Origin of the sequence: Thiocystis minor (assembly GCF_016653465.1) — a bacterium.
Classification (GTDB): Bacteria; Pseudomonadota; Gammaproteobacteria; order Chromatiales; family Chromatiaceae; genus Chromatium; species Chromatium minus.
Genome location: NZ_NHSQ01000068.1, coordinates 34,990 through 48,467 on the forward strand (window position 1 = coordinate 34,990; position 13,478 = coordinate 48,467).

Annotated in this window: 13 protein-coding genes and 1 tRNA gene; 6 read left to right on the forward strand and 8 right to left on the reverse strand. The window is 62.6% G+C overall.

Going from position 1 to position 13,478, the window contains the following annotated elements:
* Positions 1–446 precede the first annotated feature (446 nt).
* The 5 genes from bchI to CCR95_RS26575 all read left to right on the forward strand — a co-directional run bounded on the left by bchI (position 447) and on the right by CCR95_RS26575 (position 5,896).
* On the forward strand, positions 447–1,475 hold the full coding sequence (gene bchI / locus CCR95_RS08335) for a magnesium chelatase ATPase subunit I (protein ID WP_201093475.1): 1,029 nt from the start codon (positions 447–449) through the stop codon (positions 1,473–1,475).
* On the forward strand, positions 1,472–3,307 hold the full coding sequence (locus CCR95_RS08340) for a magnesium chelatase subunit D (protein WP_201093478.1): 1,836 nt from the start codon (positions 1,472–1,474) through the stop codon (positions 3,305–3,307). The genes bchI and CCR95_RS08340 overlap by 4 nt, the downstream gene beginning before the upstream one ends.
* Before the next feature lie 904 nt (positions 3,308–4,211).
* Positions 4,212–4,532: a hypothetical protein gene (locus CCR95_RS08345; protein WP_201093479.1), complete on the forward strand. Its 321-nt coding sequence runs from the start codon at positions 4,212–4,214 to the stop codon at positions 4,530–4,532.
* Between the two features lie 364 nt (positions 4,533–4,896).
* Positions 4,897–5,490, forward strand: a complete 594-nt coding sequence (locus tag CCR95_RS08350; RefSeq protein ID WP_201093480.1) for a hypothetical protein — start codon at positions 4,897–4,899, stop codon at positions 5,488–5,490.
* A 247-nt stretch (positions 5,491–5,737) separates the two neighbouring features.
* Positions 5,738–5,896, forward strand: a complete 159-nt coding sequence (locus CCR95_RS26575) for a DUF4160 domain-containing protein (RefSeq protein WP_476718522.1) — start codon at positions 5,738–5,740, stop codon at positions 5,894–5,896.
* Positions 5,897–5,979: 83 nt separating this feature from the next.
* Here CCR95_RS26575 and arsB read toward each other — a convergent pair whose 3' ends face one another.
* The 6 genes from arsB to CCR95_RS08380 form a co-directional block, all read right to left on the reverse strand.
* The gene (gene arsB, locus CCR95_RS08355; protein WP_201093481.1) at positions 5,980–7,053 is read right to left on the reverse strand and encodes an ACR3 family arsenite efflux transporter; all 1,074 of its coding nucleotides are present in this window, start codon (positions 7,051–7,053) and stop codon (positions 5,980–5,982) included.
* A 3-nt stretch (positions 7,054–7,056) separates the two neighbouring features.
* Positions 7,057–7,491: an arsenate reductase ArsC gene (locus CCR95_RS08360; protein ID WP_201093482.1), complete on the reverse strand. Its 435-nt coding sequence runs from the start codon at positions 7,489–7,491 to the stop codon at positions 7,057–7,059.
* A 63-nt stretch (positions 7,492–7,554) separates the two neighbouring features.
* Complete coding sequence (locus CCR95_RS08365; protein WP_242523128.1) at positions 7,555–7,893, reverse strand: ArsR/SmtB family transcription factor; 339 nt, start codon at positions 7,891–7,893, stop codon at positions 7,555–7,557.
* A gap of 70 nt (positions 7,894–7,963) precedes the next feature.
* Entirely contained in the window at positions 7,964–8,431 is a 468-nt protein-coding gene (locus CCR95_RS26090; RefSeq protein WP_338115368.1) for a permease, read from the reverse strand.
* Positions 8,432–8,538: 107 nt separating this feature from the next.
* A tRNA-Arg gene (locus CCR95_RS08375) sits at positions 8,539–8,615 on the reverse strand.
* A gap of 109 nt (positions 8,616–8,724) precedes the next feature.
* Positions 8,725–10,731, reverse strand: coding sequence for a UvrD-helicase domain-containing protein (locus CCR95_RS08380; RefSeq protein ID WP_201093483.1), 2,007 nt, complete (start codon positions 10,729–10,731; stop codon positions 8,725–8,727).
* A 131-nt stretch (positions 10,732–10,862) separates the two neighbouring features.
* Here CCR95_RS08380 and CCR95_RS08385 point away from each other — a divergent pair, with 131 nt between their 5' ends.
* Complete coding sequence (locus tag CCR95_RS08385; protein WP_338115369.1) at positions 10,863–11,210, forward strand: DUF2782 domain-containing protein; 348 nt, start codon at positions 10,863–10,865, stop codon at positions 11,208–11,210.
* Positions 11,211–11,302: 92 nt separating this feature from the next.
* Here the strand turns inward: CCR95_RS08385 and CCR95_RS08390 are convergent, their stop codons facing one another.
* Positions 11,303–11,653, reverse strand: coding sequence for a PilZ domain-containing protein (locus CCR95_RS08390; protein WP_201093485.1), 351 nt, complete (start codon positions 11,651–11,653; stop codon positions 11,303–11,305).
* Positions 11,654–12,032: 379 nt separating this feature from the next.
* Positions 12,033–13,259: a cysteine desulfurase NifS gene (gene nifS / locus CCR95_RS08395; protein WP_201093486.1), complete on the reverse strand. Its 1,227-nt coding sequence runs from the start codon at positions 13,257–13,259 to the stop codon at positions 12,033–12,035.
* Between the last annotated feature and the right edge of the window lie 219 nt (positions 13,260–13,478).

Below are 13,478 nucleotides of genomic sequence, written 5' to 3' on the forward strand. Positions count from 1 at the left end.
TCGCCGGTGGCGGTTTCTGGCTGTACGGAAGGGGTCGGCATGATACGGAAAGTCTCCTCAACGGGGATCGGCGGTGTTCTTCTGGTGCTTGCGCGGATGCGGGTGCCGCGCGCGTCAGTCTGCCCGAAATGCGTCGGCGGCGTCCATCGATTGCGCGCGCGCCGGGTTGCAACCGCGTCCAGTCGACGTTGGACGCGAATCTTTGCCCCGGACCATCCTTTCTGCCAAATTTACCGCCCGATTGACGCAACGCGCTTGACCGCGCTTAGGGATGGGCGCTAGGGTCGCGGGCTTGATGAATGAACGCCGGGCTCGTCGCGCGATTGACGGCTGAGTCCTTTTTACTGGGACGGTGCCCGCGCGCCTGTGTGCGCTTTGTGTCGGGCGCTTCCGATCAACCGGCCGTTTGTGCCATTTCAAGATCATAGCAACTAGGTTCGCCGCGTATGTCCATCCCGTTTCCGTTTTCCGCCGTCGTCGCCCAGGAGGAGATGAAACGCTCCCTGTTGATTGCGGCTATTGACCCGTCGATTGGCGGGGTTCTTGTGTTTGGCGACCGGGGCACCGGTAAGTCCACGGCAATTCGTGGACTCGCCGCGCTCCTGCCGAAGATGCGCGCGGTCGATTGCACCTATAACTGCGACCCGGAAGCTGGTGACGATGCCTTGTGCGCTGACTGCCGCACCAATCGCGCCAAAAAAGGCCCGCTGAAAAGCCGTCAGGTGTCGGTGCCGGTGGTCGATCTTCCGCTCGGCGCCACCGAGGACCGGGTCATCGGCGCGCTGGATCTGGAGCGCGCATTGACCAAGGGCGAAAAGGCATTCGAGCCGGGCCTGCTGGCGCGCGCCCATCGTGGGTTCCTCTATATCGACGAGGTCAACCTGCTCGAAGACCATCTGGTCGACTCGCTGCTCGACGTCGCCGCCTCCGGCGAGAATCTGGTCGAGCGCGAGGGTCTGAGTATCCGTCATCCCGCGCGCTTCGTGCTGGTCGGCTCCGGCAATCCGGAGGAGGGTGAACTGCGGCCTCAGCTTCAGGATCGCTTCGGTCTCTCGGTCGAGGTCAAGACCCCGCAGGATCTGCCCACCCGCATCAAGGTGGTGCGTCTGCGCGACGAGTTCGAGCGCGATCCCACCGCCTTCGTGGTCAAGTGGAAAGGCAAGGACGGCAAGGTCCGCCGTCAAATCGAAAAAGCACGCGCGCTGCTGCCGACCGTCACCGTCCCGGATGCAACCCTCGAAGACGCGGGCCGGCTTTGTATCAAGCTGGGCACTGACGGTCTGCGCGGCGAGCTGACCCTGATCCGCGCCGCGCGCGCGCTCGCGGCCCTGCTGGGCGACACCGAAGTGACGCAGTCGCATCTGAAGTCGATCGCCACCTCGGCCCTGCGGCATCGTCTGCGCCGCGATCCGCTCGACGAATCCGGTTCCACCAGTCGGGTCGAGCGCGCGGTCGCGGAGTTGTTTGGCGCATGACGACCGCCGGCGCGAATCCCGCCGTCGAGAGCGGCGGCGGACCTGACCTGAATCAGGCACCCAATCGGACCGCGAACCAGCCCGGCCCCTCGCCCTGGGATGACGCCGTGCTGGCGGCCGTCCTGATGTCGATCGATCCGGTCGGCACCGGCGGCGTCTCGCTGCGCGCCCTGGCGGGTCCGGTGCGCGATCAGTGGCTGGCGGTCATGCGCGATCTCCAGCCCGAGGGCACGCCCCAGCGGCGGATTCCGCTGCATGTCTCCGATGGCCGACTGCTCGGCGGTCTGGATCTGGCCGCGACCCTGAGCGCCGGACGGCCGGTCGCCGAACTGGGCCTGCTGGTCGAGGCTCACGGCGGCGTGGTCGAGCTGGCGATGGCCGAGCGCATCGCCGCGGGCACCGCCGCGCGTTTGACCATGGCCTTCGACGCCGGCGAGGTAGTGCTGGAGCGCGACGGTTTGGCGATGCGCACCCCCTCGCGGTTCGCCGTGGTCGCCCTGGACGAGGGTGTTGGCGAGGACGAAGGTCTGCTCAACGCGCTGCTCGACCGGCTCGCCTTCCATCTCGAACTGACCTATATCCGTGTCCATGAGGCGGTTGCCTGTCCCTACGACGCCGAGGACATCCTGGAGGCCCGCGCGCGGCTCTCCTCGGTCACGATTACCGAAAAACAGATCGAAGCGCTGTGCGGGCTCGCCCTGGCGTTGGGGATTCCCTCGCTGCGCGCGTCCATCTTCGCCTGTCGCGCCGCCTGTGCCTCCGCCGCGCTGGAGGAACGCACCGAGGTCGCGGACGCGGATCTCGCCGTCGCCGGTCGTCTGGTGCTGGCCCCGCGCGCGACCCAGTTGCCGCCGATGGAGCCGCCGCCGGACGCCGAGCCGCCGCCCCCCGAGCCGGACGAGCCGGATCAGGAGCAGAACCAGTCCAACGAACAGCAGGAACCGCAGGAACTCGAAGATCAGATCCTGGAAGCGACCAAGGCCGCGATCCCGGCCGGTCTGCTCGCGCAATTGCAGATGGGCAAGCTGCGCCGCTCGCGGGCGCGTCAGACCGGCAAGGCCGGCGCGGTCCAGAACGCCCAAACGCGCGGTCGCCCGGCGGGTGTGCTGCGTGGCGAGCCGCGTGCCGGACTGCGTCTGAACGTGGTCGAGACCCTGCGCGCCGCCGCCCCCTGGCAGCGTCTGCGCCGGGAGGAACGCGCGCGCTTCGGTCAGGAGTCGACCCGTATCGAGGTGCGTCAGGACGACTTCCGCATCACCCGCTTCAAGCACAAGTCAGAAACCACCACCATCTTCGTCGTCGACGCCTCCGGCTCCTCGGCCCTGCATCGTCTGGCCGAGGCCAAGGGCGCGGTCGAACTGCTGCTGGCGGACTGCTATGTGCGTCGCGACAAGGTCGCGCTGGTCGCCTTTCGCGGTCAGGCCGCCGAGGTGCTGCTGCCGCCGACCCGCTCGCTGGTGCGGGCCAAACGCAGCCTGGCCGGGCTGCCGGGTGGGGGCGGCACGCCGCTGGCGTCCGGCATCGATCTCGGGATGATTTTGGCCGATTCGGTCAAGCGTCGCGGCGGCACGCCGGTATTGATTCTGATGACCGACGGACGGGCGAACGTGGCGCGCGACGGTACCGGCGGACGGACCCGCGCCGGCGAGGAATCGCTGGCGGCGGCGCGGGTGGTGCGCTCGCTGGAGATCACGGCCCTGGTCATCGATACCTCGCCGCGCCCGCAACAACAGGGGCGCGATCTAGCCAAGGAGATGGGCGCGGTCTATCTGCCGCTGCCGCACGCGGACGCGAACTCGCTGACGCAGGCGGTGCGGGCGACGTCGGCGTAGCCTTAAAAAGGGCGGTTAGCGACCAGCCTCCAGCGGACAGCACACGGAAATCGGCGTGTTGGGGTCCAAGCGAGGATTTGGGTTGATGCAATGAACCCAACCTGACCGCTAAATGTTGGGTTGCCAATCGGCGGCAACCCAACCGACGGTGCTCGCTGCCACGATGCGTAAACGCGTTCATCTATGCTTCGGTGTGCTTAAAAACCGTATGCCTGACCAAGCCGATGATGCGCAAGCGGCTTGAGGGGGAAGACGGTCTCCATGCAGATAGATCAGTGTGTGCAATGGGATGCCTGCCCCAGGTTTTTTGATCCCGGTTTTGGGGTTTTTGTGCCCCCGGTTTTTTGCCCACTGGATATCTCCTGCCTCCCGATCCGCTTCTTCTCGCGCCAATCGTCATTAGTCTTGCAGCGGTTCCAGATACTCCAATAAAGTTATCAAGAGCAGTCTGTTACGAATTATGTTTTCATAAGCCATGATCAAGAATCTGCTACAAAATCAAAGGTATACGTTGATACGGAGCGGGAGCCACTGCTGGTCTTGTAAAAGTCACGCAGCGCTCTGTTGCGGTTTCCCTCGGTTGACAATCTCAGCAAGTCGTCAAGGTACGCCTCGCTCGGTCTTGGAGGCATTTACTATAAATTTTATATGGTTGAAAACAAATAGTGCTCATCTTATAGTTGATAGCGTAGCTCAGCTATTGCCTTTGGCGCATTCAGTCGTGGCTATGAGTGGGGTTGCATGCTGGGAAAGGCCGCAATTTCCTGGTATTGCTACGCCTATCGCTTTCTGATTCGTGCATCAGCGACTTGAAGCAGTTAGGTCGCGAAGGAAATTTGGTCAATTTCGTCTCTCAATAGGCGCGTGTTCCCAGGTCTTCCACATATCACAAAGGCGAATCTCCATGAATATGAATAAAGTAGTGACTTCATTGGTTCTTGCGAGCGCGGGGATGTTCGGAGTCGGGTCGGCGCAGGCGGCCGTTGCTTATGGTCCAGTCGAGCAGTACTACACCAACGGGGCCACGACTTATGTATATGTGAGCCCGGCCAACTATTTCGGAGTTCCGCCATACCTCTGGTACTGCGCCACTACCGATCCTGATCTCTCGTATGCGATCACATCCAGCCTGCACAAGAACGTCTACATATCATGCATTAATCCCTGGCCGGCTGGTGGTACTCTCCGCTACGGCGGTACCCTAAGCTGGATCTATGCCAACTAGTACAACGGCGCTCAAGTCTCTGTTGTGGCTTGTCGGTGGATTCGCTTCGCTTAATCCCACCCTAAGCCATTCGAAATACTTTGGCGCCGCTGTATAGCCTTTCGGCCAGGCCACCCCACCGAGGGTGGCCTGACGTGTTCGAACTATGTTTCTCGCGGAAGCCTTATGGCCGTGCATCACTTGATGTGCAGGCGTTTATTTAAATCCTTTCCAATTTCACCTGAGTCGACGATGGAGTGAACAGATGACGCAGCGGTGGACACTTGTGGCAGGCGCGTTCGTCGTCTTCGGCTCCGGGGTCGTAACGGGATACCACATCGGTAGTGGGCTGCGGTCGGTCGACGCTGGCACGAGTCTGCTAGCCATGGGCCAGGAATCCGCCACATCCGATTCGACAATCCCATTGCATCAGGAAGCGTCCACAATTAGCTCTGCCGATTCCGTCAACACATTGGCTCGGAAGGCAGGCGACACCGCCGGCTTCGCCAAGCCCCGTTCAATGGATCACCAGGGGATTCCACCTCATCTACGACCTGGGCTGGCACAACTCCCCCCCCAGCCCCAGATCACCCTGAGTGAGCAGGACAGGGCGGATTTGGCGGCTCAGCAATGGGAATCCCATCTGGCAAGTATCGGTCAACTCGCCACTATGATCGAATCCCTGGAGCAAGGGGACGCTCCGGCGTCCGAGATTGAGTACTTTCGCCATTTCAAGGAGCAACTGGAAACGCACTGGGATGACAGTGCAACCGATGTGGACCCCAACCCGCCTGAGCACACCGAACAAGAGCTTCTTGACGATCTCGCGGCCAGTCTGGAACATAGTGGAATGTCTCGCCAACAGCGCGAAGACTTGCTTGAATCCCTCTCTGAAACCCCCGACCCCAGTGATGAGCCCACAAACGACTTGGAGTTGCCGCAAGGGGGTGGTCCGTCCCGCTCATCCAACGAGCCCTGAGCTGGCAAAATTAGAAGGATTGCAGGGTCAGCCAGCGTGGTTGGGGAAAACGGCCACGGTATGACATTCATCATTGGCACGGGCGCCGACTGGCCGTGAAACCCATCGATCACCGCTCCGGATCTGTGAGTTTCGGGCAGCCGAAGACAAGCGGACGTCACATTTGACGTCGATCGCGGTAGAGCACCCATTGCTCTAATCATGCGTTCATGAGCACCCTTCATCGCTTCGACAACAGTCGATGGTCATGTACTTTGATGACCACCCGCCGCCGCATGTTCACGTCAATCTGCGCGATGGGGGGACTGCACCGTCGATCTCAACAGCTTCGAGACCACGGGCCGAGTCACTGCGCGTGAAATCCGCGAGGCGCTGGTCTGGATCCAGGCGCGGCAAGTCTGGATGAGACAGGAAAACGTGACGGACGAAGCGAATGCCCCGTCCGGCTGGAGTCGATTTCGAGTGTTTTCATCAGCTTCATCGTTGAGTTTACGATTGGCCGCGTTCGTACCACCCCTTGCTCCGATTCACCACCCGCACCACCAGCAGCATCACCGGCACCTCGATCAACACCCCGACCACGGTCGCCAGCGCCGCGCCGGACTGGAAGCCGAACAGGCTGATGGCCGCCGCTACCGCCAGCTCGAAGAAGTTGGACGCGCCGATCAGGGCCGAGGGACAGGCAATGCTATGCTTCTCGCCAACCGCGCGGTTCAGCCAATAGGCCAGCGAGGAGTTGAAGAAGACTTGGATCAGAATCGGCACCGCCAGCAGGACGATGATGAGCGGCTGCGCGAGGATCTGCTCACCCTGGAAAGCGAACAGCAGCACCAGGGTTAGCAGCAGGGCGACGATGGAGGCGTGACCCAGGGTGGCCAGGGTCGCGTCGAACCGGGCCTCGCCCTGTTTGAGCAGGAAGTGCCGCCAGAATTGGGCGATACCGACCGGGATCAGGATATAGAGCACCACCGAGGTCAGCAGGGTGTCCCAGGGCACCATGATCGCCGAGAGTCCCAAAAGCAGCGCCACGATTGGGGCGAAGGCGACGATCATAATGGCGTCGTTGAGCGCGACCTGCGTCAGGGTGAAATAGGGATCGCCGCCGGTGAGCCGGCTCCAGACGAAGACCATGGCGGTGCAGGGCGCGGCGGCGAGCAGGATGAGTCCGGCTACATAGCTGTCCAGTTGCTCCGCTGGCAGCCAATCGGCAAAGAGTCCACGAATGAACAGCCAGGCCAGCAGGGCCATGGAGAAAGGCTTGACCGCCCAGTTGACGAACAGGGTGACGCCGATGCCCTTCCAGTGATCGCGCACCTGATGCAGGGCGCCGAAATCGATCTTGATCAGCATCGGGATGATCATTACCCAGATCAGCAGGCCGACCGGGAGGTTGACCTGTGCCACCTCCAGCGCGCCCAGGAGCTGAAAGGGGGCGGGGAAAAATTGGCCCAGTCCGATGCCGGCCAGGATGCAGAGCGCGACCCAGAGCGTCAGCCAGCGTTCGAAGACGCTCATGGGTGCGCCAGTGGTCTGTTTGATGGTGACTTCGCATTGAATGGACATGGCTTACTCCGATTCGCTGGAGTCGAGACGCAGCGCCTTGGTCACCGCCGGGATCAGCCGTGCGCGGATCTCGTCGCGCACCTGGAGGAAGGACTCCAGCGGCTCGCCGTGCGGGTCATGGAAGGGCAGATGGATGCGTGGCGCCGGGCGCGGGAAGATCGGGCAGCTCTCCTTGGCGTTGTCGCAGACAGTCACGACCAAATCGATCGGTGTGTCGAGCAAGTCGTCGCTGTTCTTGGGATGGAGCCCTTCGGTCGGTAGGCCGATCGCTTGCAGCGCGGCGATCGCGTTATCCGCGACCCTGGGTTGCGGCCGGGTGCCGGCGGACAGGGCGCGTACTTGTCCGGCCAGGTCATGGTTGAGAAGCACCTCTGCCATCTGCGAGCGGCAGGAATTGCCGGTGCAGAGAACCAGGACGGTCTTGGGAGCAGTGTTCATGAGGCGATCCTCGGTGAAGTCTGGATGCGATGGGTTTGAAATGGGCTCGGTGTCGATCAGTGGTCAGGACTCGCCGGGGGCGCAGACGGAGGGCGCGGGCGCGATCGCCTCGGCCCCCAGGCCATCCTGCATGTGCATCAGGATGCGCAGTGCCCAGGCTGGCAGCTGCGGGTCGAGGCGGTAACGCATCCACACGCCATCGCGCCGGACCCGGACCAGCGCCGCGCTGCGCAGCACCGCCAGATGCCGCGAGACCTTCGGCTGCGGTGCATCCAGCGCGCCGTGCAGATCGCAGACGCACAGCTCGTCGTGCTCCAGCAGCATCGCCAGGATGCGCCGGCGGATGGGGTCGGCGAGCGCCTCGAAGAAGGCTTGGGGATCGATCATAACGGCGAATCGCAAGGTTCCTGACGACGCGGCTGATTCCGCTACAGCGATCTTATCATATGCGACTAAGCGCATATTATGAGCCTTATATGAAAAGTCGAAAGACGTAAGACGTTTTATTTTTCAGATGTTGTCGGGGGCGCGCGGCCTCGTCTTGTTGTCCTCGCGGCGCTTCAGTATCTGGCGGATCCGAGGGGACTCTTGTCATCCACGCAGGCGACAACCGCATTGAGCCAGAACGCCAGTCCCAGGGGCCACGGGTTCCCAGGGATGAGATCGACCGAGCGCGTTGTCGCTGGCGATCCATCCTCAATTCGCCGATGATCAGCCCGGCGACGATGGCGACCAGCAGTCCCAGTCCCAGATAGAGCAGCGCGACCTTCCAGCCGAACAGCCTCAGCAGCAGCGCCAGCGCTACCTCGTTGACCATGGGCGCAGCGATCAGGAAGGAGAAGGTGATGCCGAGCGGTACGCCGGCGGAGAGGAAGCCGATGAACAGCGGCGCCGCCGAGCAGGAACAGAAGGGCGTGACGATGCCAAGCGAGGCCGCCATGGCGTTGCCCACCCCAGCCGTCGCCCGGCCAGCAGGACGCGGGTGCGCTCCGGGGTGAAGAAGGTCGGCGAAAACCGACCGAATTTAGAATTGCCGGCAATTGAATTTGGCGCGCCCGACAGGATTCGAACCTGTGACCCCAGCCTTCGGAGGGCTGTACTCTATCCATCTGAGCTACGGGCGCAGACTAAGTATTATGGAGTTCGATCACGCTTTCGTCAAAGGCCATTTTGCCGTTCGACGGTGCCGCGCCAGACGGTTCGATTCGGCCAAGGTTCGAGCGGTCACCGCGTTCAGTCGGCGTTCAACAGGCCTTTTAGCCGGTGGAGATGGCTCAACCCGCGGGCCTTGCGGTTCTCCGGCGTTTCCACGCGCTCGTTGTCCCAATCCAGTTGCTCTTTGGGCAGTTCGCCGAGAAAGCGGCTGGGCGCGCTCAAGACCCATTCGCCATAACGCTTGCGTCGCCGGGTGAGGGTGAAGGTGAGCGCCTGGCGGGCGCGGGTGATGCCGACATAGGCGAGTCGACGTTCTTCCTCGATGCTGTCTTCCTCGATGCTGACGCGGTGGGGCAGGAGTTCTTCTTCCATGCCGACCAGAAAGACGTGCGGAAACTCCAGCCCCTTGGCGGCGTGCAGGGTCATGAGATGGACGCGGTCGCCGCCCTCGGTCTCTTCCTGGCGGTCGAGCACGTCCATCAGCGTGAGATGACCGACCATGTCGGCGAGCGTTTTGTCCTGGAAGTCGCCCTTGTGCAGTTTGCCGAGCCAGCTCAGAAGGTCGGTGACGTTCTCGTAGCGACGATCCGCGACCGGCTGGCTGGAGGCGTTTTCGCGCAGCCAGGCCGGGTAGTCGATGGTCTCGACAAGCGCGCTCATGGCAGCGGCCGGATCGGCGGCAACGTGCTGTCCGTGGTCGGCGATCAAACGGGCGAAGGCGCCGAGCCGGTTGCGCTGACGTTCGTTCAGGTGTTCGGCGAGACCGAGTTCGCCGCAGGCGGCGAGCAGTCCGATGGTGCGTGCGCGGGCATAGTCGGCGAGCTTCTCCAGGGTGGTCGGGCCGATCTCGCGCCGCGGTGTGTTGACGATGCGCAGAAAGGCGGCGTCGTCCTCCGGGTTTGCGAGCAGGCGCAGATAGGCCATGGTGTCCTTGACCTCGGCGCGGGCGAAAAAGGAGGTGCCGCCGCTGAGGAAATAGGGGATGTTGTGCTCGCGTAACGCCTTCTCGAACGGGCGCGCCTGATGGTTACCGCGGTAGAGGATGGCCAGGTCGCCGAAGGGCGTCTCCTCGGCGAATTTCAGATGCAGAATCTCGGAGGCAACCCGTTCGGCTTCGTGTGCCTCGTCCTTGCAATGCAGCACGCGCGGGCGTTCGCCGGGACCGAGTTCGCTCCAGAGCCGTTTCTCGAACACATGCGGATTGTGGGCGATCAGCGCGTTCGCCAGCCCGAGGATGCGGGCGCTGGAGCGATAGTTCTGCTCCAGCATGATGACCTTGAGGGTCGGATAGTCGTCCTTGAGCCGCGCCAGGTTCTCCGGCCGCGCGCCGCGCCAGGCGTAGATGGATTGGTCGTCGTCGCCGACCACGGTGAAGGTGCCGCGCGGGCCGGCCAGGTGACGCACCAGTTCGTATTGGGCGCCGTTGGTGTCCTGGTACTCGTCGACCAGCAGATAGCGGATGCGCCCCTGCCAGGTCTCCAGCAGATCGGGCTGGTTCCTGAATAGCCGCGCCGGACCCAGGATGAGATCGTCGAAATCCACCGCGTTATAGGCGCGCAGACTGCGTTCGTAGCCGGCATAGAGACTGGCCAGTTGGGTCTCGAAGTCATCCTCGGCGTGGCTCATGGCCTGCTCGGGATCGACAAAATCGTTCTTCCAGCGCGAGATGCGCTGCTGCACGGCGGGCGGGCCGATGGCGCCGGCATTGCGCGTGCCGCGCAGGTGTTCCTTGATCAGCGATTCCGAGTCCTGGGCGTCCAGCAGCGAGAATCCGGCGCGCAGTCCGAGCCGCTCGGGGTGGCGGCGCAGGATGTCGAGTCCCAGGGTATGAAAGGTGGAAATGCCCAGTCCGCGCGTGTTGATACCCTTGACCTGCTGGTTAACCCGCTCGCGCATTTCGCGCGCGGCCTTGTTGGTGAAGGTGACGGCGCGAATGTGGCGCGCCTGGAGACCGACGTGCCCGATCAGGTGAGCGATTTTCTGGGTGATGACGCGCGTTTTGCCGGAGCCGGCGCCAGCCAGCACCAGCAGAGGGCCGGCGGTGTAACGCACGGCTTCGATTTGACGGGGGTTGAGTCCGCTCATAGAGGATCCAGCGGAGGTTCCGTGAACAAGGAGCGGATTATGCCTGACCCAGCGAGACGACGCTCGGGCGAGCAATCCGGCCGGGTTCGTATTACCATTCTCCATCTCTTTCGCCACGCAACGGTGACCCTGTGTCCAGTCGAATTCTCACCATCCTAGTCCTGACGCTCGCGTTCGGGATATCGCATGCACAAGAAGAGGAGGAGGCGGTCGGCGGCGGGTTCCTGCAGGCGCCGACGATCGAGCCGTCGCCGGTCACGGGCGAGTCGGTGGAACCCGACATCACCATTACCGAGTCCGGCAGCGACATCGTTTATGAATATCGGGTGCGGGGCATGCTCTACATGGTCCGGGTGCAGCCTCAGGTCGGCCCCCCGTATTACCTTTTCGATCACGATGGGGATGGGATCATCGACGCCCAGGAGCGATCGGCGAGGAATTCCTCGATTCCTCAATGGGTGCTGTTTCGGTGGAATTAAACCGCGCCTAGCGCGGTAGGCGATGTTTTTGCATTGTCTCAGCCTCGGAAGCATCCGCGACGGTTGGAACTGGCGCGGTTTAGCTCGGTGATTTAGATGATGGAAAGCGCGCACTCCTGCAGTGCGCCAAGTGCCATGGGGGGCGGAGCGGAGATCTGCTCCAGTCCGGGAGACAGCTCTGGTTGTGGTACGGCGAAGAGCACCTGAATGCCTGCGCTATCCTGATGAACGACGGTCGCCTCGATCCGTGAATCCTGTTCAAGTCCGTGGAACTCCAGGTCGATCAGGGTTCCGGTCGGCAGGGTCAGGTTGCGTACGTCCAGATAAATTCCGCGCTGGGACAAGTCACGGCCCCTTGCGCAAAAGAAGCGTCGTTTGCCGTAATGAATGTGTACTTGAAGCTCGATCGGATGGTGGTTGTGTTGGGTCGGTTCGATGGTCATCGCGGGAGGCTCCGAAAATTCGCACAATCTCTTGCGTATCTTAAGCAGCGATCTTGACCGTCCAGTGCAATCTCAATGACGGAATCGTGAAGCTTGGCGATGCGTCGTTCTCGCGTGTGCGAACCATGGCGGATCGGCTGTTTCGACCGAGGATGCCCGGTGGCGGCTCTTTCTGTGTCGAGAACCGGCAACGGATCGCTTGGCGCTGAAGCTCATGTGGTGCGGAGCGAGCATGCAACCGATGTGCAGTCCATGCGCTGGCGGCGTTTCCGCGCCGCAACGCAACGCCGCCAGATGCGCACGGTTCGCTGGGAGAGCGTTCGTCCTGAGGGCGGGAACTCGGGGTGATGTTTCTCGAATATCGCCTGACGGCCTTCACTCAGGCATAGGCCGGCGCAAAGACCTTTTCCGGATCTTTTACGGGGCCAGTCTCTCCCCAATACGGCGAGAGCTTGCGTAGCTGCGCGACAATCGGCGGGACCGCCGCGATGACCCGCTCGACCTCGTCCATCCGGTTATAGCGCGAGAGCGAGAAGCGGGTGGTCCCGTGCGCGGCGGTGAAAGGAATGCCCATGGCGCGCATCACATGCGAGGGCTCCAGCGAGCCGGAGGTACAGGCCGAGCCGCTCGATGCCGCGATGCCGAGCTTGTTCAACAGCAGCAGGATGGCCTCGCCCTCGATGTATTCGAAGGCGATATTGCTGGTGTTCGGCAGGCGATTGGTCGGGTCGCCAGTGACGAAACAGTTGGGCACGGCGGTGAGGATTCCCTGCTCCAGCCGGTCGCGCATGGCGCGCACGACGGTCTTTTCGGACTCCATGTGTTCAAGCGCCATCGCGCACGCCTTGCCGAGTCCGACGATGGCAGCGCTGTTCTCGGTGCCGGCGCGCCGTCCGCGCTCCTGATGACCGCCGCGCAGCAGCGGACGGAAGCGGGTGTTGCGGCGCAGATAGAGCACGCCGATCCCCTTGGGCGCGTGCAGCTTGTGCCCGGACAGCGAGAGCATGTCGATGGCGGTGTCCTTGAGATCGATCGGCAGCTTGCCGACCGCCTGAACCGCGTCGGTGTGAAAGAGCACGCCGGCCGATTTGGCCAGCTCGGCCATTTCCTGCACCGGAAAGAGGGTGCCGGATTCGTTGTTGGCCCACATCACCGAGACGATCGCGACCCGGTCGGAGAGCAGATCCATGTAGGTCTGCATGTCCAGCCGGCCCTTGCCGTCCACCGTCAGGTAATGAACCTTGTAGCCGTCCTTCTCCAGGTGTTCGCACACCGAGAGGATCGCCGGATGCTCCACGACGGTCGTGATGATCTCCTTGCGCTCCGGCTGTGCCTTGAGTGCGGACAGAATGGCGGTGGAGTCGGACTCGGTGCCGCAGGAAGTGAAAATAATCTCGGAGTCATGCTCGGCGCCGAGCAGCGCCTGGACCTGCTGGCGGGCCTGCTTGATCGCCATGCCAACCCGGTTGCCGAATTGATGCAGCGAGGACGGATTGCCGAACTGCTCGGTGAAATAGGGCAGCATGACCTCCACGACCTCGGGAGCGACCATGGTGGTGGCGTTGTTATCGAAATAGATGCCTTGGACGGGTGGTGAAGTGGTCATGGATTTCTCTCGCGATGAACTGGGAGCGCCGACTTGCCGTCGGCACCTGGGGTCGTCGGCATGCGGTCGAATCGCCGATCGCTCTGGTCGTCGGACGCTGCGACCTGGCGAAAGCGAAGCCTGTTCCTGTATCTCGTTGTCGTTGTCGTTGTCGTATTCGTCATCGACTCTCCGATGACGACAACGACAACGATCGCTGTTCAGCTTGCTTCTCGGAGT